This window comes from Nitrosococcus watsonii C-113 (genome assembly GCF_000143085.1).
GTDB lineage: Bacteria > Pseudomonadota > Gammaproteobacteria > Nitrosococcales > Nitrosococcaceae > Nitrosococcus > Nitrosococcus watsonii.
This window is the reverse complement of sequence record NC_014315.1, coordinates 1,868,550-1,886,640: the sequence shown is the minus strand read 5'-3', so window position 1 is coordinate 1,886,640 and position 18,091 is coordinate 1,868,550. Positions and strand designations below refer to the sequence as shown.

Annotated in this window: 15 protein-coding genes; 6 read left to right on the top strand and 9 right to left on the bottom strand. The window is 47.7% G+C overall.

Going from position 1 to position 18,091, the window contains the following annotated elements; genetic code table 11:
- The first annotated feature begins 26 nt into the window (after positions 1-26).
- Positions 27-698: a CPBP family intramembrane glutamic endopeptidase gene (locus NWAT_RS08450; protein WP_013220684.1), complete on the top strand. Its 672-nt coding sequence runs from the start codon at positions 27-29 to the stop codon at positions 696-698.
- A 78-nt stretch (positions 699-776) separates the two neighbouring features.
- On the opposite strand, the gene NWAT_RS08445 is transcribed toward NWAT_RS08450, so the two are convergent.
- The 3 genes from NWAT_RS08445 to NWAT_RS08435 all read right to left on the bottom strand — a co-directional run bounded on the left by NWAT_RS08445 (position 777) and on the right by NWAT_RS08435 (position 2,813).
- On the bottom strand, positions 777-1,154 hold the full coding sequence (locus tag NWAT_RS08445; RefSeq protein ID WP_013220683.1) for a thiol-disulfide oxidoreductase DCC family protein: 378 nt from the start codon (positions 1,152-1,154) through the stop codon (positions 777-779).
- Positions 1,155-1,183: 29 nt separating this feature from the next.
- Positions 1,184-1,522: a YkvA family protein gene (locus tag NWAT_RS08440; protein WP_013220682.1), complete on the bottom strand. Its 339-nt coding sequence runs from the start codon at positions 1,520-1,522 to the stop codon at positions 1,184-1,186.
- 367 nt (positions 1,523-1,889) lie between these two features.
- Positions 1,890-2,813 carry a LysR family transcriptional regulator gene (locus tag NWAT_RS08435; RefSeq protein WP_013220681.1) on the bottom strand — a complete coding sequence of 308 codons (924 nt, stop codon included), beginning with the start codon at positions 2,811-2,813 and terminating at the stop codon, positions 1,890-1,892.
- 132 nt (positions 2,814-2,945) lie between these two features.
- On the opposite strand from NWAT_RS08435, the gene rnk reads away from it, so the two are divergent.
- Positions 2,946-3,335 (top strand): nucleoside diphosphate kinase regulator, encoded by a 390-nt coding sequence (gene rnk / locus NWAT_RS08430; RefSeq protein WP_013220680.1) that lies wholly within the window; start codon positions 2,946-2,948, stop codon positions 3,333-3,335.
- A 14-nt stretch (positions 3,336-3,349) separates the two neighbouring features.
- Complete coding sequence (locus NWAT_RS08425) at positions 3,350-3,730, top strand: hypothetical protein (protein ID WP_013220679.1); 381 nt, start codon at positions 3,350-3,352, stop codon at positions 3,728-3,730.
- A gap of 125 nt (positions 3,731-3,855) precedes the next feature.
- On the opposite strand, the gene NWAT_RS08420 is transcribed toward NWAT_RS08425, so the two are convergent.
- The 5 genes from NWAT_RS08420 to NWAT_RS08400 all read right to left on the bottom strand — a co-directional run bounded on the left by NWAT_RS08420 (position 3,856) and on the right by NWAT_RS08400 (position 10,989).
- Positions 3,856-4,752, bottom strand: a complete 897-nt coding sequence (locus tag NWAT_RS08420) for a hypothetical protein (RefSeq protein WP_013220678.1) — start codon at positions 4,750-4,752, stop codon at positions 3,856-3,858.
- A 175-nt stretch (positions 4,753-4,927) separates the two neighbouring features.
- Positions 4,928-5,755 (bottom strand): mechanosensitive ion channel family protein, encoded by an 828-nt coding sequence (locus NWAT_RS08415; RefSeq protein WP_013220677.1) that lies wholly within the window; start codon positions 5,753-5,755, stop codon positions 4,928-4,930.
- A 9-nt stretch (positions 5,756-5,764) separates the two neighbouring features.
- The gene (locus NWAT_RS08410) at positions 5,765-7,042 is read right to left on the bottom strand and encodes a hypothetical protein (RefSeq protein ID WP_013220676.1); all 1,278 of its coding nucleotides are present in this window, start codon (positions 7,040-7,042) and stop codon (positions 5,765-5,767) included.
- Between the two features lie 50 nt (positions 7,043-7,092).
- On the bottom strand, positions 7,093-9,243 hold the full coding sequence (locus tag NWAT_RS08405) for a VTT domain-containing protein (RefSeq protein ID WP_013220675.1): 2,151 nt from the start codon (positions 9,241-9,243) through the stop codon (positions 7,093-7,095).
- 405 nt (positions 9,244-9,648) lie between these two features.
- Positions 9,649-10,989 (bottom strand): sigma-54 dependent transcriptional regulator, encoded by a 1,341-nt coding sequence (locus NWAT_RS08400; RefSeq protein ID WP_013220674.1) that lies wholly within the window; start codon positions 10,987-10,989, stop codon positions 9,649-9,651.
- Positions 10,990-11,478: 489 nt separating this feature from the next.
- Here NWAT_RS08400 and lptF point away from each other — a divergent pair, with 489 nt between their 5' ends.
- Both lptF and lptG read left to right on the top strand, forming a co-directional pair.
- Entirely contained in the window at positions 11,479-12,630 is a 1,152-nt protein-coding gene (gene lptF, locus NWAT_RS08395; RefSeq protein ID WP_013220673.1) for an LPS export ABC transporter permease LptF, read from the top strand.
- Entirely contained in the window at positions 12,630-13,694 is a 1,065-nt protein-coding gene (gene lptG / locus NWAT_RS08390; protein WP_013220672.1) for an LPS export ABC transporter permease LptG, read from the top strand. The genes lptF and lptG overlap by 1 nt, the downstream gene beginning before the upstream one ends.
- On the opposite strand, the gene NWAT_RS08385 is transcribed toward lptG, so the two are convergent.
- Positions 13,672-14,136: an RDD family protein gene (locus NWAT_RS08385; RefSeq protein ID WP_013220671.1), complete on the bottom strand. Its 465-nt coding sequence runs from the start codon at positions 14,134-14,136 to the stop codon at positions 13,672-13,674. The two genes, lptG and NWAT_RS08385, sit on opposite strands and share 23 nt — an antisense overlap.
- A gap of 47 nt (positions 14,137-14,183) precedes the next feature.
- On the opposite strand from NWAT_RS08385, the gene purL reads away from it, so the two are divergent.
- The gene (gene purL, locus NWAT_RS08380) at positions 14,184-18,086 is read left to right on the top strand and encodes a phosphoribosylformylglycinamidine synthase (RefSeq protein WP_013220670.1); all 3,903 of its coding nucleotides are present in this window, start codon (positions 14,184-14,186) and stop codon (positions 18,084-18,086) included.
- Positions 18,087-18,091 lie beyond the last annotated feature (5 nt).

The window sequence follows — 18,091 nt, the reverse complement described above, 5'->3', positions numbered from 1 at the left end:
GAAATAAGTTTGTCTAACATACCCCCATGAATAGACGCCAAGCCTGGGTTGATATTATTTTTGCCCTTATTTTAGTGGGGGTGAGCGGGGTAGCCGTTGGGTTAATAAGTGCTTTCACAGGCCGGCATCAATTTTTTTTGCTGTTAGCGTTGCAGGGAATAGTTATTCTCCTCGGCCTGCGGTTCCTTCTCGCTGTACGTGGGCAAAGTTGGCGGCATCTTGGATTAAAAGCGCTTACTTTAAAAGATCTGAAGCGAGCGCTGATCGCATTCGTAAGCTGTATGGGCGCTAACATGGTGTTAACGACGTTGGTATTTCTTACCAATACCCCATCCCTCAAGCAGCATATGGATGAGCTTAAAATTATCGGAACCCAATTGAGTAGTGAAATACCTTTTACTGGAATCGCTGCTTTGATGTTTTTTGTAGGAGTGTATGAGGAAATAATGGCGCGTGGTTTTCTCTTAGCCCGATGTCGACTTGCGCTGGGAGGATTATGGGGACCCGTATTGCTATCCTCTTTCCTGTTCGGATTAGGCCATTTATATCAAGGGTGGATAGGCGTGGCGCAAACTACGCTTTTTGGCATCGTATTAGCTATTTTAACCGTGCGTTGGGGAACCCTGTGGCCGGCAATCTTTGCCCATGCCATGCTTAATACCTTTTCGCTCGCCATCTTAGAACAATTTGTTGAATAATTGCTTTTCTCTATCTTCCAGCCTTGGTTTTAGAGGGTCAATCTAGATGTTAGAAGCTGTTTCATAAAAATAGTAATTTTACCAATGCTGTTTCCAGCGATTCCACCGATATAATATTTCTGCAAACATATCGTACAAAAAAATAGAAATCTGTTTTACTATGGGAAGGGAGACTATTTTCGCTTTCCAATGCTCATTGGATGAGTGTCTCCAAATAGTCTCGAATGCCTCAATACCCACTTTTATGTTTCCTTTCTCATCCATTACATGAAGCTTTTTGCGGACTAATTCAAGGTTAGGCGATACCTCATTATGTACGCCTGATTGAGTATGAACGTCGTTCCAGTCTATGTGGCAGTCAGGAATTTTAGATTTTTGGTTTTCTATGCCTGCGTTACATAGTGGACAGGCGCTGTTGTAGTATACTTTTATGGTTTTCCCGCCCTTGTGGACCATAATCTATCCTGTTTATATTTAAAATAAATTTATTTTCTAAACCACTGTTTGATTTTAGTATTAGCTTTTTCTGAATGTTCTGCTTTCATGTGTATGGATATTGCGGCGGCTGCCGATAAGAGAGTACCCCAATCATCCACATAGCCCCCTGGCAGCAAATCGGGTAGGGCATCGGCTGGAGAAATAAAGTAAATTAAGGCTCCATAAATAACTGTTTTTGCCCACTTCGGAGTGTCATCATCTTGTAAGGCGTAATAAAGTTTTAAGGCTATTTCTATAATATCTATGCCTGCTGATTTTGCGTATACATTTATTTTTTTCCAGAAAGTATTATCTGAATACTGTTGTACTCCAAGCGATGTTTCCATAAGAAATCCTCTATAGAAAATAGTATGCTTATTAATAGACCTTTAAGAAGTACTCCAAAGAAAATTGAGGATAATTTTTCTCTCCTCTCATTCTGCTCAATGTTTGCTTTTTTCTATTTCTAATGCCCATGCTATTTGTGGATTCACGGGGGGTTGGGCGGTGCTAAACTGCCTCTTTTTTATTCAGAAATTTTGCCAAGATTATTTTTTAAATTATTTATAGAAATCTTAGAATCCGCTAAGGGTTAAAGTTTTCCAACTCCTAACGGTTTATGCCATTTTGCTAGAGATTTTTGCAGATAAGTATTAAATTTCTGATCTTCAAGCACTCCTTTTTTAGCCTTTAACTCCGGAGGATCGCTGTTTTTTATCTAGAACTCACGTTAATAGAGCGGTCCCAGTCAGGCTCAGGTCCAAAGCGGGCTAAAAGAAAATCGATAAAGACTCGGATTTTTGCTGCTAAATGTCGAGTAGGAAGATAGAGGGCATAGACATAGCGTTTTACCGGTAAGTACTTGGAAAGCACCGCTTGGAGCCGCCCCTTCTGTAAATCTTTACCAACAGTAAAAGTAGGCAGCAGCGCAATGCCTAAGCCGCCACGGACCGCTTGGGCAAGCGCATCATCGTCATTGATGCGCAATGGTCCTGATACCGGCACTGCTATCTCTCCTTCTGGTCCAGTAAAGTGCCAGTAACCCTGCTCACCAGAGAGGGTGTAATCGAGGCAATCATGATTGACTAAGTCCTCTGGTATTTGGGGTATTCCGTGCTGTTGAAAATACTCGGGCGTGGCACATAGTTTGCGATGCACGGGCGCGAGTTTACGGGCTACGAGATTAAGATCTGGCTCGCCTGTTACACGAATAATCATGTCATACCCTTCCTCGGCCAAATCTACCGGCCGATCAGTAATCGCCATGTCGATTTTAATATCAGGATATTGAGCAACGAAATCGGCAAGCGCTGGGGCAATGTGGAGTGTACCAAAAGCGACCGATGCGCTTACCCTAAGTATTCCACGCGGTTCGGTATGGAGGCTACTGACTACCTGTTCAGCTTGCTCGGCTTCCTCCAGGATGCGGGCGGCATATTCGACTAATGCCGCTCCAGATTCGGTTAGGCTTAAGTGTCGGGTACTGCGATTGAGTAGCCGTGCGCCAAGATCTTTTTCTAACTTGGCGACTGCCTTGCTTACGGCAGAGCGGGAGGTTTCCATGCGCCGGGCAGCTTCCGAGAAACTGCCTGCTTCTACGACACGGGCAAAAATTGCCATTAAGTTAAGATCTTGCATATATTGATTGTCTCCAATATAGAAACAATGCTATTCGTTTTCTAGTACTTATTTTTTAAGCTTTAGGCCACTAATATTACTTTATAGAGTTCAATGAATAGAACTATCCAGATTCCGTAAAAGGTAGATGTAATGCTAAAAACCAGCGATCTAATTATAACAGATCTTGACTATGGCCGACTCCGCGCGCTAGGGGAGCAGACGCTGCTAGCCGAGGAACTTGATCGCGCTACTGTTATCCCTCGGGAACGGGTTCCCGACAGGGTGGTTACGATGCACTCACGTCTCATCTATCTAGACGAGAATACTGGGGAGCGTAGGGAGGTGGAATTAGTATACCCCGAGGAAGCGAATATGAGGGCAGGGAAAATTTCGGTTTTGGCCCCGGTTGGTTCGGCTCTTCTCGGCCTTTCGGTGGGTGAATCGATCGATTGGAAATTCCCTAGCGGTGAAGTGCGGCGGCTCTCTGTGGAACGTATTTTGTTTCAGCCGCAGCATGATCCAGTAAGAGCGGATCAGTGATAAAGGAGGAAAAAATGAAACAGGTTAGAAAATTCGGATTAGGTATAGCGGCAGCAGCGCTTTTTATGGTGTCCTCGATAGTGGTTGCCTCCGGCGATTCAAAGAATGTTCAGCAAGTTGCCAGCTCAGCAGTGGACAGCTGTGAGTTTATAGGGGATGTTCGGGGATTTGCCGGCTGGGGTGAGCCTGCGATGGGAATGATGGGAAAATGGAAGAACAAAGCAAAGCACCAAGCTCTGCACGAGGCGGATGAAAGAGGCGCCAATCGCGTAGTATGGACGAAGCTTCCTAAAAGTTATGGCTCCCCCTACGCTTATGGTAAAGCTTATTACTGTGGTAGTGCCTCGGGTTTAGCGGCTCAGCAACATTCCTCTCCCCAGGAAACAGGCAGCTAAAAGAGTAAGAAGGACTAGCCGTAGTTTTTTTAATAAAAACTGAAACCCTCGCACTAGAAAGAAAATAGCCACCGCTGTATTTCTCAAACCATCTCTAGCGGTGGCAGTTCGTCGTTGGAATCCTCTTACACTTGGCAATAGCTTGGCACCCAGCTGCGTGCCAACAGGCTGGGAGATACAGAGTTATAATCAAAAGCTAATCCATCTTGAATCATTTTCTCAATATCAAATAGGTACTTGGCTTCTGGGATATCTCGAAAAAATGCGCGATATAAAGGAGCAAGCATAAGCCTAGCTGCTCTTACCCCGTTGGGACCAATGAAGTTTCTGCGCTGGCCTACATGGGCCATCTCGTCGATCATGATTTCATGGAGAATTTCCTGTAGGCGTTGTCGGGTCTCGGGTTCATCGGCAAATACTTCCTCAAATAACTTGTCTAGATGTTGGTAAAATGTCATTCCCATCAGTTCTGTGACGAAAGCTGGGGTATCCATTAAGAATCCAGGTAACCGGGGAAAAATTTTATAAATTTTCTGTTTTACCGGACCTAAAGGCAGCCACTCGACCCTATCTAAATGAAATGTTTTTAACATTTCATGAAAGAAACGTACATGGCAGAATTCTTCCGCTAGATGAACCCGGCTTATTTTATCGGTTAATGTTTTTGCTTCCGCCATGCTAGGAGTTATATCCCAAGCTCCTGAAATGCCAACCCATTCGTGGCGGGCAAACTTATAAATCGTGGTCAAAAGCAGAGTTTTACGGTCAATGGATTGAGGGTTGTCTTTAAACTCCACGTAATTACGGTAGAAGATCTCGGGATTGGGAAGAGGATTTCGCGAACGGACTGGATTACCTTGAAAGTAATTTAATTTTTCTCGCTTGTTAGCTAGATCTTTATCTTCTTCTAAAAGCTCACCAGCATGCTGCTGGCTGAATATCCAGTAACTGCTAAAATTTTCTTCTCGCTCTTGAGCTGAGCAAGGGGAAAATATAGAACGGTATGTTTTATTTTCGATCATCTTAGTTTATTCTCTTCTTAACCTTTATAAGTAATTTTTGCCGGTAATCTATTTTCCATTTGTCTTTGCGCTTCTGGCGAGAATGTTAGCAAGGTAAAGAGGCACGCGCCAGCCCTGAGATAATAGAAAATCAGGGAAAATGGGACTGAAATATTTCTGTATTGGTCAATATGACTTACTCAAAATCTTCTGTGCCGCTCTCGCTTTGAAAGGCAAGCCATCCTTGAGCTGGATTTGTTCCAAGTGCTACCAGTGCCGCTTTCCCACGTACCGTCAAATCGCTGATAAAAAGAAATTGATCTCGCCCATCCATAGGATAGGCCTTAAGTCGGTAGTGAGTCCCCCAGGGTTTTTCTGCCACGATAACTGTAATGGAATGATCAAGTTGGACAAAAATGCTTGTTAAAGCTACATCATAGAGAGTCTCCCGTACTAGGCGCGCCTCGTGGCGGGGATCCAGATAGAAATCCGCTACACAGAGTAAATCCCGTGCTCCGGTATTATCATTATAAATATTGGTATCCCATAGTTTGGCGTGAGGAATGGTGACGATGGTGTCATCCGGGGTAAGAACTTTTAGCGCTCGCAGACCGCTTGAGCGTACCTCGCCGTAGGCCTGATCAACCTTGACCCAATCGCCTGGACGGTAGGTACGCTCATAAATTGCCACGATCCCTGCAATAATACTGCTGACATAATCTTTAAAGGCGAACCCTAGTGCTAGACCGATCGCGCCTAGGACAGTGATCAGGTTTTTTAAGGTGAAATCAATCAGTAAAGGAAGAATAAGCGTAGTGGCTATAACCAGAATGACGAATTTAAGGATCGGCATGGAAGGCAAAAGGTACAGGCGGGCGCCTCCCGCCAGGCGTTCGGCAAGCCATGGGATGAACCAGTCAATTAGACGGAGCAACAGCCAGCTAAAAGCGATAATAAGAAAAACCTGTAATAGTCCAATTTTGCTAGGATCTTGAAAAATATCGGTGATAGTTTCTGAGGACATAGCGTTTTCCTATAGTGGATCTACTAGATAGCCTTCATCTTCTAGCGCCTGTCGTACTGCCGGGTAACCGAGCGGCGTAAGCTGCCACTGTTCTTGTGCTGATATCAAAAAGCTGCGATGTTCCAGGTAGGTGAGTACCTGCCTGATTTCAAAACCGGAAAGGGGAAGCAGCTCTATGAGCAGAGAAGCGGGCAAAGGCCCATGAAGCAATAGCGTGTGTAAGATTTGAAGCGTGCTTCGATCTGCTAGCTCCGATGAAGTAAGGTGCTGAATTTGGGACCAAGGCTTAACCCAAATAGTATGGTCTTGGATCGGCTTATCCAAATCAGGGGCGTGATCTTGATTATCGTTTTCTGTTTCTGGAACTACCTGTAAGCTTTGTCGCCAGAGTGCCCAAGCAACCCCTGGATTACCGCGGCTATAGGCTGCTAAATCGGTTAGAAAAGCAGAAACTTCGGGGCGCGGGGTATCATCGGAGTCTACGCTAACGCTAGTACACCTTTGCTGCGTTTTTTCTGTAAAGGAGTTATTCTTTGAAGGTGGGATAACAAAGTCGCCATTATCCAGTTGGCGAAAAATAAAAGTTTCCTCCTGTTGGGATGTATTCAGATTACCAAACCACTGCTGAAGGTGTTCTTGGCTGAGTGCCTCTAAAGTCCAGGGGATGGGAAAAAACTTTTCTGCTTGTAGAGCCTTGCTAAAATAGGCCCAGGCCCAACTGGAACAGCCAAGGACGCAGTAACCTGGCCGTGTTGAAAGCCATTGCAGTAACTGGCGGATTAATTTTAAACCATGATGGTGGCGCAGATAGCAGCGCTCCAGATGAGGAATGACCAAAGGTCGAGCGCTACCTTCATCCTCAAGACACTGTAGCCACTGTTGGTCTTGGTTTAGAATTGCCTCAGATCTTGGCGGTTTAATGATTTTTATTCCCCGATGCTGAGCCCAGTGTTCCAAGGTTTCAGTAATGCCGCTAAAGGGAGCCCCTATCACAATTTGGACTCGTGAAACCCTTGTAGCTAGTCCTTTCTCCAAAGCCTCGTTGAGGGCTGTTACCCGCTCTGTCCAGTTAGGTTCAGGCGCAATTTGGGTGTAAAGCTCATCGGATAGACGCTTTAATTCATCTTGCGCCCTTATAGGTTCTGCTGATTTAGAGTCTCCTATAAGTTTATGCCAAAATCCTGTTACCCCCTTACGGACCGTTTCCTTCGTTGTAGGGCTAGGGCGGGTGAAATCGTTTAGACGAAGATAGCGCCAGAGCGGAGCAGTATCAGAGCTGGACGTCATTAACTTAAGGATAAAGGAAAGATGGTATTCATAATGTTGGCGCGGGGTATTTAGGAGGTATGCAGGGTTTTATTGTTGTTGGTTGCCTCTTGTTTACGCAGCCACCAGCGAATTCCTAACACGCTCAGTCCAAGGAGCATCAGTACCACGCCTAAGATAGCAAAGCTAAGAGGCGTTGGATTGCGCATCGTGGTTACCACGCGATCAATAAAAATCGCTATTGCCAGGGTTCCTGGTATTAAACCAAGTAGGGTGCCTATGGTGAAATCTCGAAAACGAATATGAGAAGCGCCCGCTACCATATTAACCACCGTGAAAGGAGCTATGGGGATAAGCCGAACGGCAAGCATGGTGAGCGTACCTTGTTGAGCTAAACGGCGGCTCAACCGGTTGAGCCGTTTACCCGCAAGCTGCCTTACTGTACGGCGCCCGAACAGGCGGCCTAAGCCATAGGTTAGGAGAGCGCTCAGTGTTGCGCTTATGAGCGCGTAAGTAAATCCGGTTAGGGAACCAAATATTATTACCGTAGCAACGATGAGTAGGGTGAGAGGAATAGCGATAAGGCTCGCCAGTAGATAAACTCCAAGCACTAGCAGGGGCGCTTCTGGCGATTCTTTAAGTCCCTTGATGATACTAATGGCTGTTTGCAAGTCGAGCCATTCTCCTAGAGGGGTCCACCGCCAGGCAGCAGCAAGCGCTAGAGGAATGATAAGCATTAAGGAACTGAAAATTAGCTGACGGCTGGCGGGCTGGCGCTGTTCGGGAGGGATGATTTGACTAGCAAATTGGTCTGGATCGATGGAGCATTCGGGATCAATAAACCTTGCATCTGGCAGCCAGTCATGCCCTTCAGGGGGAGTGTACGCCTTGAATGTGTTTAGAGTTCGGCCAGGGCCGCGTAGCTGCTCAATAGCTGCTATTAAGGATTCTTGTTGGACTATTGCTTGCGCTACCTGCCGTGGCGATACATTGAGATGTTCCCCTAGAAGGCGGTTACGAAATTCAGCGATACTTGCAGCAACAGAGGGGTTATCACCAGCTTCCAAAGCGAGATCGCATTCAGTATCCAGGCCCAAGGAACGATTACTAAGGTTGGAAGAACCAACCCGCGCCAGTTCATCATCTATTATTAATACCTTAGCATGCACCATAATGCATTGGTTGTTAAGCCCTGGGGCAACAGGGCAATAAACGCGCAAACGGTCATATTTATCGATGCTAACAAGGGCTTTTAGCACCCGCCACCGGAGGATATCCATGGTATTTTGCTCTAGCCAGCCACCGGTTTTTAGGGGCAATATTAGAATAATCTCTGGTCCCTGGGGTTCTTGAAGGCGCGTTGCGAGTGCCTTCTTGATTTTATGGGCGGAGAAGTATTGATTTTCAATGTAAATAAAACGCTGAGCCGCGGCAATGGCATCCAAATAGAAGCGTTCTACTTCTCGTATCTCGGGATAATTTTTAAATTTTGGCTCGGTACGGGCGATCGCAATAGAAATATTTTCTAAATTAGGCACAACTTTTCTTGGCCAAGGAGTAGTACCTTGGTTGGGGGAGGTCGGGGGAGGGAGAGAAAGGCGTTGGCCAGTGGCACGGTACCAGCGTTCTCGCGCCAAATCTCCTAGTGCCGCTGCCGCAGGGCCTTCGACCACCATCTGGACATCATGGAAAGGGGGATAAGGATTGCCGTCCGAATCGATGCGCCGCTCGTCATTTGGACGATGTTCTGGCGTATCCCAGCGCCATTTGCTCAAGTCTAGGCCACCGGCAAAGGCCACGGTATCATCGATGACTACTACCTTTTGGTGATGAGATGCGCCGACGGGGTGCTGATCATCCATTTCAAAGTGTAGCCGGTGATGGGTGCGCCAATCCAGCTGATAAATGGGTAGCCATTCTCGCTCCAGGGCATAGATCATAGCAAAATCCCAGCAGAGCACGTGGGCTTGTAGCTTCCGCCGGCGAGAGACGACGGTATTAAGAAGATCAGCTAATGTCTCGGGTAATGAGTCGGACGGCTCGTCCCGTACCAACCGAAGCCGACTATTAATATCCCAGCCTAGAATAAGGATGGAATGCTCAGCCTGCTCGACAGCGCTGCGGAAGGCTTTAAAATAGGCCGCCCCATCGATGAGAAAAGCTGCTCGAGTGGCTTGCTCCAGTCGCCAGCAATTATTGCCCGGTTTGAAAAAAGACATCATTATTGTTTTGGTGGTTTAAAAGCAAAGATGGATTATTCTAGCTCATTTTCGAGGAATGAACGGGATATTCATATAGCGTGTGGTAGAATCCAGCGACCATAAGCTATTTCCTACCCCGAACTTGGGTCGAGGCAGGACCTTCAGCTAAGCTATAAACCCGGGTCTAAGCGGAGGGGTATAAAATGGGCTGCTTCTGAATTCATAGGGAGCCCATCATTTCGAATAAGATATAAGCATGATCCGTCTCTACTCGACGGGTGGGGGCCTGTTTCAGGTGAGAAAAAGAGTAGTCAGCCCGAGAAATTGGAGGCCCTTTCTAAAGTAGAGTGGAAGCCACCGCCCGGGTATTGCGTGGGTTTTTTTGGAAGGACTATTATTAATTTTTCTATAGTTAGAGAGAAAGAATCAAGTTGAAATGCTGTATTTCTCCATTAAGCGGTACAGGGTAGGGCGAGAGACTCCTAGCTGGGTGGCTGTCTGAGAAACGTTGCCTTTAGCCTGCCGTAAACTGCGGAGAATGGCTTCTTTTTCTGCATGGGCGCGAGCTTCCGCAAGGGTGATTACGCGGCGGCTGGAGAGGCGTCGTTCTAGCCCTAAATCCACTGGGGTAATCAAGCGGCCCTCAGCCATGACTATGGCGCGCCGAATACGGTTAATTAGCTCCCGCACATTTCCGGGCCAAGCATGGTGGTGGAGTCTACGTAAGGCTTCTTGGCTAAATCCTTTGATGCGGGCCGTGGTTTGATCGGAAAATTTATCAAAAAAGTATTTAGCCAAAACTTCAATATCGTTTTCCCGTTCGGCTAGAGATGGCATACGCAAATGTAAGACATTTAGCCGATAATAAAGGTCTTCCCGAAAACGGCCTTCACTGACGGCTTTCTCCAAGTCTACATGAGTGGCTGTTATAACCCGGGCATCAATAGTAAGTTCTTGTGTGCCGCCTACTCGTTTAAAGGTTCCTTCTTGCAGAAATCTGAGTAAATTAACCTGGAGATTGAAGGGCAAATCACCGATTTCATCCAGAAAAATTGTGCCGCCAGCCGCTAATTCAATTTGCCCCAATTTTTGCTTGATGGCATTGGTAAAAGCGCCTTTTTCGTGGCCGAATAGCTCAGATTGGATCAACTCAGAGGGTAGAGCGCCACAATTGACAGCGACAAAGGGACCGTTAGCGCGCATTGATCGTTCATGGATGGCTAATGCGGCTAACTCTTTGCCTGTACCGCTTTTTCCATTGATCAATACAGGCATGTCCACGTTAGCAATTTTCCGGATACTGCGGTAAACCCGCTGCATAGCGGGGCTTACTCCAACCATCTGGTTAGTTTCAAGTTCTTGAATACTTTGATTGGTTTGCTGATATGCCATACTCGCCATGCCGTAAGCATGGCCCATAGTAGTGAACAGGCGCGGATAGTCTACGGGGAGGGTATGGTAATCATAGCAATAAGAAGTAATTAAGTGGCGAATTGCTTCATCTCGCATCTGCTCCGCCGAGAGCAATGCCACCCATTCGGTATGGCCACTCGGGGGAATGAATTTATCAATGCTTTGTTCTAGGGATTTTTCGGTTCCGGGAGTTAAGTTCATTAATCCCACTCGAAACTTATGTTCCTCACATAATTGCTGCGCGTGGGAAATCTCTGTGGCTATGTGAATTTCCCACCCTGCTGTTTCAAAAGCATCTTGATAGACCTGTGAAGAATTCTCAGGTTGAAGATAGAGTAATTTTCTCACATACATTGCCGGTGTTATTTATCCTTAATATTGATTAGGATAGTTCTATAAGCGAAGCATATTAATGTATGGTAACTATAATAATCGGCGCTTAATATTTTATTTGTTAATAAATAAAAATTTTTAGTTCAATTTAAGTTAAGCTTTTTAGAAGCACTAAATATTTTTAGCGTTGGGCCTCTCAGTAAATACTATTTGAGATGCAAATTTAGGGCTGCTTTTTTATTAGGTAGCATCCTGGTTATATTGTGGTAGCAGTTTTTCTAAAATTATCCTGGATATGAATTTTTATAAGCTTTGAATAAGCAGCTATATTCTTTAAATTAACGCTAAGGCTATACCTGGAATTCCGCAGGACAAGCTTTCATAAGCTATATCGAAATATTTTTTAATTTCTTTAGGATGTACTTGCAAAAATTTAATGAATTTACGTTCTTATGCATTATCCGGCTTTTTGATAACGCGCTTTTGCGAAGATAAAGACTGATGTAAGGGATGCTCAAATTTTTGATTGTAGATCGTTATATTCTCAAGGAATTAAGTCTCAATGCGACAGCGATTACTTTGGTTTTATTGCTTATTTTTGGTGGAATTCGCTTCATTCGTTTTTTAAGTCAGGCTACCAAGGGGAAGGTTCCAGGGGAAGCCATTTTGGCGCTTTCCGGATATGAGGCGATAGGGGCCTTGGTATTGCTTTTGCCGTTAGCTTCTTTTCTAGCGGTGCTTCTAGCCCTAGGTCGGATGGGAGCAGACAATGAGGTCATTGCCTTGTTCGCCTGTGGTGTAAGCCGGCGTCATTTACTACGGGTGGTGTTGACCTTTGGACTAGTGCTAGCCATTGGAGTAGGTAGCATTTCTTTGTATTTGGGGCCAGCTGCATCGGCGGAGGGTTATCGCCTTAAGCAGCAGGCTTTGCTTGCTGCTGAAACGAGCGGCCTTGTGGCGGGAAACTTCAAGGAATCTCAGCATGGACAACGGGTATTTTATGCTGAAAGCCTAACGGAAGATGGGCTGGGAATGAAAAATGTTTTTATTCAGGTGTGGGAACCTACTCAGAAAACTCTTTTCCGGGCAGCGACAGGCCACCTTCAAACGGATGAAGGAACTGGCGATAAGCATTTGATATTAGAGGATGGCTATCGCTATGATTTGATGGGCGAGGAGGTTGGAATTCGTATTTTTAGGTTTGAGCGCCATGGCATTCTGGTTAAGAAAGGGGGCATGCAAGAGTTTCGAATTCGCCATCAAACTCTTCCAACTTTAACCCTTTGGGAAATGGGTGCTCCCAAGGATATAGCAGAAATACAGTGGCGAATTTCGATGCCTATTACCACTTTATTATTAGTGATGCTGGCGGTACCTCTCGCTCGTTCGGGACCCCGTCAAGGACGCTATGCTGGGTTGTTGCCCGCAGTCCTGGTTTATGTGATTTATAGCAACATGCTGGGAATAGCTCGTAACTGGGTAGAGCATGAAGTTATTCCCGCCTTTCTAGGGTTATGGTGGATTCATGCTCTAATGTTGTTAGTGGTGTTGATATCACTTTGGCCCCGGCCTTTGCGGATAGCTTTACACCAAGCGCGCCAACTTCTTACTTGGGCGAGATTGAGGCCGCGAAGGGGTGCCGCTAAGCGGTCTACGTTCTAATGAAAATCCTAGACCGTTATATAGCTAAGGCAGTGATTAGCTATACGCTGCTGGTTTTATTTATATTAATTGCGCTTTATACCTTCTTGCAATTTATTACCGAGCTTGAAGATGTGGGAGAAGGGAATTATGGGGTTATGGGAGCGCTTCGCTATACTACTTATTCCATCCCCCAGCACATCTACGACCTATTACCTGTGGCTGCCTTGCTAGGAAGCGTTTTGGGGCTGGGCTACCTGGCGGGCCAAAGCGAGCTGGTGGCGATGCGCGCTGCCGGTTTTTCAGTGGGTCGCATTACCCTTTCCGCATTGGCAACGGGGATGATTTTTGTGATTGCGACGGTTCTTATGGGAGAGGTGGTGGCGCCACCCGCGCAACAAGCCGCCAATAAACTCCGTTCCCTCGCAAAAACAGGGCATCTGAGCGAAGATGGAGAGCAAGGATTTTGGAGCCGAAATGGTAACAATTTCAATCATGTTGGGCGGGTGCTGCCTAATGGGCAATACGAATATATTGAAATATTCGAGTTCGACAATCAGCGCCGTCTTCGCATCGTCACTCAAGCCACCCGAGCGATCTATCATAAGGATGGTTGGCATTTATATGATGTTACTCAACGCCTTATTAGCACCGAGGGTATTATTACTCGTCGCTTGGAGGAGGCTCTTTGGGAATCGGGCCTGAGTCCTGAAATGTTGGATGTGGTAATGGTGGACCCCCAGCAGCTTTCCGCTTGGGGCTTGTATCGTTATATTGGTTATTTGCAGCAGAGTAAGCAGGCTGCCGAGCAGTACCAGCAGGCTTTTTGGAGCAAAATAGTAGCTCCCTTTAGTACCTTGATTATGATGTTTTTAGCAATTCCTTTTATTTTTGGTCCGCTGCGATCGGTTAGCGTGGGACAACGGATTCTAGTTGGTGCTCTGGTAGGGATTGGTTTTTTCCTTTTTAACCGGCTTTTTAATCAATTAGGGTTGGTCTTTGACTTCTCTCCCTGGCTAGGCGCGGCTTTTCCATCGCTTCTATGTCTGGCGCTTGGGGTGGTTATGTTGCGCCGGATTTATTAATTTTAGCTTTTTTAGGCACTAGGACAAGGGTAGTGGTTGAAAGGCGGTCATGCCAGGTTTGGCCTTCTTTATCGATTAATACCCACCAAAATCCCGCCCCCAGGGGGAGCCAAGAAAGGAAAGCAGCTCCGAAGCGGAGTAATGCTTGGCGCCAGGTAATAAGTTGACCATTGGGTTGCTGCACCTTGATACGCCAGGCGCGCATTCCCAGCGTTTGCCCTCCATGAGTCCAAAAGCCGCCAAAAAAGGCCAAGGCAATCAGTAGCAGATAGAGGCGATAGAGTATATTACCCGCTGGAATCGCTTCTCCCGCAGTAAGAGGCAAGGCAAAAATGGTGAACAAAAACCAGGTCGCTATAAGCAGCAGGCTATCGTAGAAAATTGCTCCTAGGCGGCGAAACAGTCCGGGTGTAGAGGGTAGGCGGTGGTTGGTGGCTTTCATGTGAGTGAAGTATGATGTTCATTGATTAAGGAAACCGTATAGTAAAGATGTTGCAGTTACGTGGCCAGCCAGCTTTATCCTCTTTTCGGCTTGAAAGATTGCTTGCCAGATGGCGTGAGGCAGGCGTGGAGGGAGTCTCCATTGAAGCGGATAATTTTTATTTCGTGGATCTAAGCCAACCGCTTGCTCCAGAAGAGGCTCTCTCCTTAGCCTATCTACTGGCAGCTGAACATATGATCTCCGAAGAGCCCCCCAAGGATAACTTATTCTTAGTAACACCCCGCCCTGGCACTATTTCCCCGTGGTCAAGCAAGGCAACTGATATCGCTCATCGCTGCGGATTAAAAGCGGTTAAGCGAGTAGAGCGTGGAATAGGTTACCGCGTTTGCAAGCGTAATGGAGATCCTCTTCTGGCCGCCGAGCGTGAGCGCCTTGTACCTTGGGTGCATGACCCCATGACAGAAAAAGTCTTTGCCCATCTGGATGAGGCAGAAGCCTTGTTTTGCCATCATGAGCCTGTTCCTTTAACTACTGTGGATGTTTTAGATGGGGGATGGGTCGCTCTGGATCTAGCTAATCGCCAGCTAGGGCTGGCTTTGGCGGCGGATGAAATCAATTATTTGGTAGAAAACTTTCAAGCCCTGGGCCGCAATCCTACCGACGTGGAATTAATGATGTTTGCCCAAGCTAACTCCGAGCATTGCCGCCATAAAATCTTCAATGCCAACTGGATCATTGATGGCAGGGCCCAAGATCGCAGTTTGTTTGCCATGATTCGCCATACTTACGATAGCCACCCGGCAGGTATTCTATCTGCTTATCGGGATAACGCAGCGGTTGCCGCAGGTCCTCGGGTGGCTCATTTCATAACCGGAGTTGGCGGTGATCCACATTATGGCTATGGCGAAGAAGCACGTCACCTACTGATGAAGGTAGAGACCCATAATCATCCCACCGGGATATCCCCATTTCCAGGGGCAGCGACGGGAGCGGGTGGCGAGATCCGGGATGAAGGGGCCACAGGGCGGGGTGGAAAACCTAAAGCCGGATTGGTGGGTTTTACTGTTTCTAACCTCCGGATTCCGGGGTTTGAGCAATCCTGGGAAAATGATTATGGCAGGCCCGCCCGGATGGCCTCGGCCTTGGAGATTATGATGGAGGGACCGATTGGGGCCGCCGCTTTCAATAATGAGTTTGGGCGTCCTAATCTGTGTGGTTATTTTCGTACCTATGAAGCCCGAGTTCCAGGGCCTGACGGGTGGGAACTGCGCGGCTATCACAAGCCCATCATGGTTGCGGGCGGTTTAGGCAATATTCGTCCCGGACAGGTCCAGAAAGCCACCTTAGCGCCGGGAACACCACTCGTGGTGATGGGTGGCCCTGCTATGCTGATTGGCTTAGGGGGAGGCGCAGCCTCTAGTTTGATTACTGGGGAGAGCGAAGAGACACTTGATTTTGCCTCGGTACAGCGGGGTAATCCGGAGATGCAGCGGCGTTGCCAAGAGGTTATTGACCGTTGTATTGCCTTGGGAGAGGATAGTCCTATTCTTTCCATTCATGATGTGGGGGCGGGAGGACTTTCTAATGCCCTGCCGGAGTTGGTCCATGATAGCGGGCGCGGTGGCCGGTTTGAGCTGCGGGTCATCCCCAGCGCCGAGCCAGGACTTTCCCCCATGGAAATCTGGTGTAATGAGGCCCAGGAGCGCTATGTTTTAGCGATTAATTCCCAGCAACTGCCCTTCTTCCAGGCCCTTTGTGAACGGGAACGCTGTCCTTGGGCCGTGGTCGGTGAAACCACTGAAAAAACCCAATTAATTGTTGGGGATGGCTATTTTGATACTTTGCCCGTCGATATCTCTATGGAGCTCCTCTTTGGTAATCCCCCGAAGTTGCTCAGGGAGGCCCAGCATCGGCCTTTTCATAAACCGGATTTAGAAGATAGTGGAATTACGCTACTTCAGGCTGCGAATCAAGTACTTTGTTTGCCGGCGGTAGCCAGCAAGAATTTTTTGATCACCATCGGCGATCGTTCTATTACGGGACAGGTCGCTCGCGATCAGATGGTGGGTCCCTGGCAAGTCCCGGTAGCTGATTGCGCCGTGACGCTCTCTAGTTATTGTGATCATGTGGGCGAGGCCATGGCTATGGGAGAACGCCCACCTTTAGCTCTTATCCATCCAGCAGCCTCGGGACGTATGGCGCTGGGGGAGGCGATTACCAATATTGCCAGTGCCCGTATCCAATCTCTGGCAGAAGTGAAGTTATCAGCCAACTGGATGGCTGCTTGTGGCCACCCCGGTGAAGATGCTGCCTTATTTGATACGGTGAAGGCGGTGGCGATGGAGCTGTGCCCTCGGCTAGGAATTGCCATCCCGGTAGGGAAGGACTCCCTGTCCATGAAAACCGTTTGGCAGGAGGGGGATGAAGAGCGGACGATGGCGGCTCCTCTTTCCTTAATTATTACTGCTTTTGCCCCCGTGCTAGATGTTCGCCAGTCATTGACCCCTCAACTGCGCACCGATGTGGGCGAGACCGCTTTAATTTTGATTGACCTGGGTAAAGGTAAAAATCGCCTCGGGGGTTCAGCGTTAGCCCAAGTTTATCAGCAGGTAGGGCATCGCTCTCCTGATTTGGATGATCCCAACGCCCTCGGGTGCTTTTTTGCAGCTATTCAGGCGTTGAATGCTGACGGTTTATTGCTGGCCTATCATGATCGTTCCGATGGCGGATTGTTTGTCACGCTCTGTGAAATGGCTTTTGCGGGCCACTGTGGAATTCAGGTGCGTTTAGATACCTTAGGTGCAGATTCCCTGGCCGCCTTGTTCAGCGAAGAGTTGGGCGCGGTGATTCAGGTGCGGCAGCAAGATCAAACAACTGTTTTAGATTACTTCCATGAGGCTGGATTGGGACGTTATTGCCATGTGCTCGGGGGCTTGAACTCCCAGGATCAGATCCATTTTTCTTTTCAAGGGGAAACGCTGCTGGCGGAAAGCCGTACTTATTATCAGCGCCTATGGGCAGAGACCAGTTACCGGCTGCAATCCTTGCGTGACAACCCAGAGTGTGCCCGGCAGGAATTCGATACTTTGCTGGATAAAACTGATCCTGGCATTAATCCTTTTCTAGCTTTTGATCCCACAGAAAATATTGCTGCCCCTTATATTGCTACCGGAGTCCGTCCCCCCCTAGCGATTTTGAGAGAGCAAGGGGTCAATGGCCAGATAGAAATGGCTGCAGCCTTTGATCGGGCAGGTTTTGCGGCTGTTGATGTTCACATGAGCGATATTTTAGCAGGGCGGGTAAATTTATCTGAATTCAAGGGCCTAATTGCCTGCGGCGGATTTTCCTACGGGGATGTATTGGGGGCGGGGCGAGGCTGGGCAAGCACGGTGTTGATGAATCCTCGCGCCCGGGATGGGTTTGCTGATTTTTTTGCTCGCCAAGATAGCTTTGCCCTTGGCGTGTGTAATGGTTGCCAGATGTTTTCTCACTTGCAGGAACTGATTCCCGGAGCAGAACTATGGCCAAAGTTTGTGCGTAATCAATCCGAGCAGTTCGAAGCCCGTTTAGCGACGGTAGAAGTATTAGCCTCTCCTTCCCTGTTTTTACAGGGGATGACAGGCTCGCGCCTGCCTATCGCAGTGGCCCATGGAGAGGGACGAGCCTATTTTAGGCAAGAAAACGGGACTGAGAAAGCCTTAGCTGTTCGTATTGCAGCACTGCGTTTTGTGGATAATCGGGGCCAGCCCACTGAACATTATCCTGCCAATCCCAATGGTTCACCGGCGGGAATTACTGGCCTGACCAATGAGGATGGACGTTTTACTATCCTCATGCCCCACCCTGAACGGGTTTTTCTGAGTGTGCAACATTCCTGGCACCCTTTAAGCTGGGGTGAGGAAGGTCCTTGGTTGCGAATGTTCCGAAATGCCCGCCGCTGGGTAGGTTGATGGGG

Excerpts from the sequence above, each read along its gene's own strand:
- NWAT_RS08450 (WP_013220684.1), top strand. The coding sequence starts at position 27 with ATGAATAGACGCCAAGCCTGGGTTGATATTATTTTTGCCCTTATTTTA.
- NWAT_RS08445 (WP_013220683.1), bottom strand. The coding sequence starts at position 1,154 with ATGGTCCACAAGGGCGGGAAAACCATAAAAGTATACTACAACAGCGCC.
- NWAT_RS08440 (WP_013220682.1), bottom strand. The coding sequence starts at position 1,522 with ATGGAAACATCGCTTGGAGTACAACAGTATTCAGATAATACTTTCTGG.
- NWAT_RS08435 (WP_013220681.1), bottom strand. The coding sequence starts at position 2,813 with ATGCAAGATCTTAACTTAATGGCAATTTTTGCCCGTGTCGTAGAAGCA.
- rnk (WP_013220680.1), top strand. The coding sequence starts at position 2,946 with ATGCTAAAAACCAGCGATCTAATTATAACAGATCTTGACTATGGCCGA.
- NWAT_RS08425 (WP_013220679.1), top strand. The coding sequence starts at position 3,350 with ATGAAACAGGTTAGAAAATTCGGATTAGGTATAGCGGCAGCAGCGCTT.
- NWAT_RS08420 (WP_013220678.1), bottom strand. The coding sequence starts at position 4,752 with ATGATCGAAAATAAAACATACCGTTCTATATTTTCCCCTTGCTCAGCT.
- NWAT_RS08415 (WP_013220677.1), bottom strand. The coding sequence starts at position 5,755 with ATGTCCTCAGAAACTATCACCGATATTTTTCAAGATCCTAGCAAAATT.
- NWAT_RS08410 (WP_013220676.1), bottom strand. The coding sequence starts at position 7,042 with ATGACGTCCAGCTCTGATACTGCTCCGCTCTGGCGCTATCTTCGTCTA.
- NWAT_RS08405 (WP_013220675.1), bottom strand. The coding sequence starts at position 9,243 with ATGATGTCTTTTTTCAAACCGGGCAATAATTGCTGGCGACTGGAGCAA.
- NWAT_RS08400 (WP_013220674.1), bottom strand. The coding sequence starts at position 10,989 with ATGTATGTGAGAAAATTACTCTATCTTCAACCTGAGAATTCTTCACAG.
- lptF (WP_013220673.1), top strand. The coding sequence starts at position 11,479 with ATGCTCAAATTTTTGATTGTAGATCGTTATATTCTCAAGGAATTAAGT.
- lptG (WP_013220672.1), top strand. The coding sequence starts at position 12,630 with ATGAAAATCCTAGACCGTTATATAGCTAAGGCAGTGATTAGCTATACG.
- NWAT_RS08385 (WP_013220671.1), bottom strand. The coding sequence starts at position 14,136 with ATGAAAGCCACCAACCACCGCCTACCCTCTACACCCGGACTGTTTCGC.
- purL (WP_013220670.1), top strand. The coding sequence starts at position 14,184 with ATGTTGCAGTTACGTGGCCAGCCAGCTTTATCCTCTTTTCGGCTTGAA.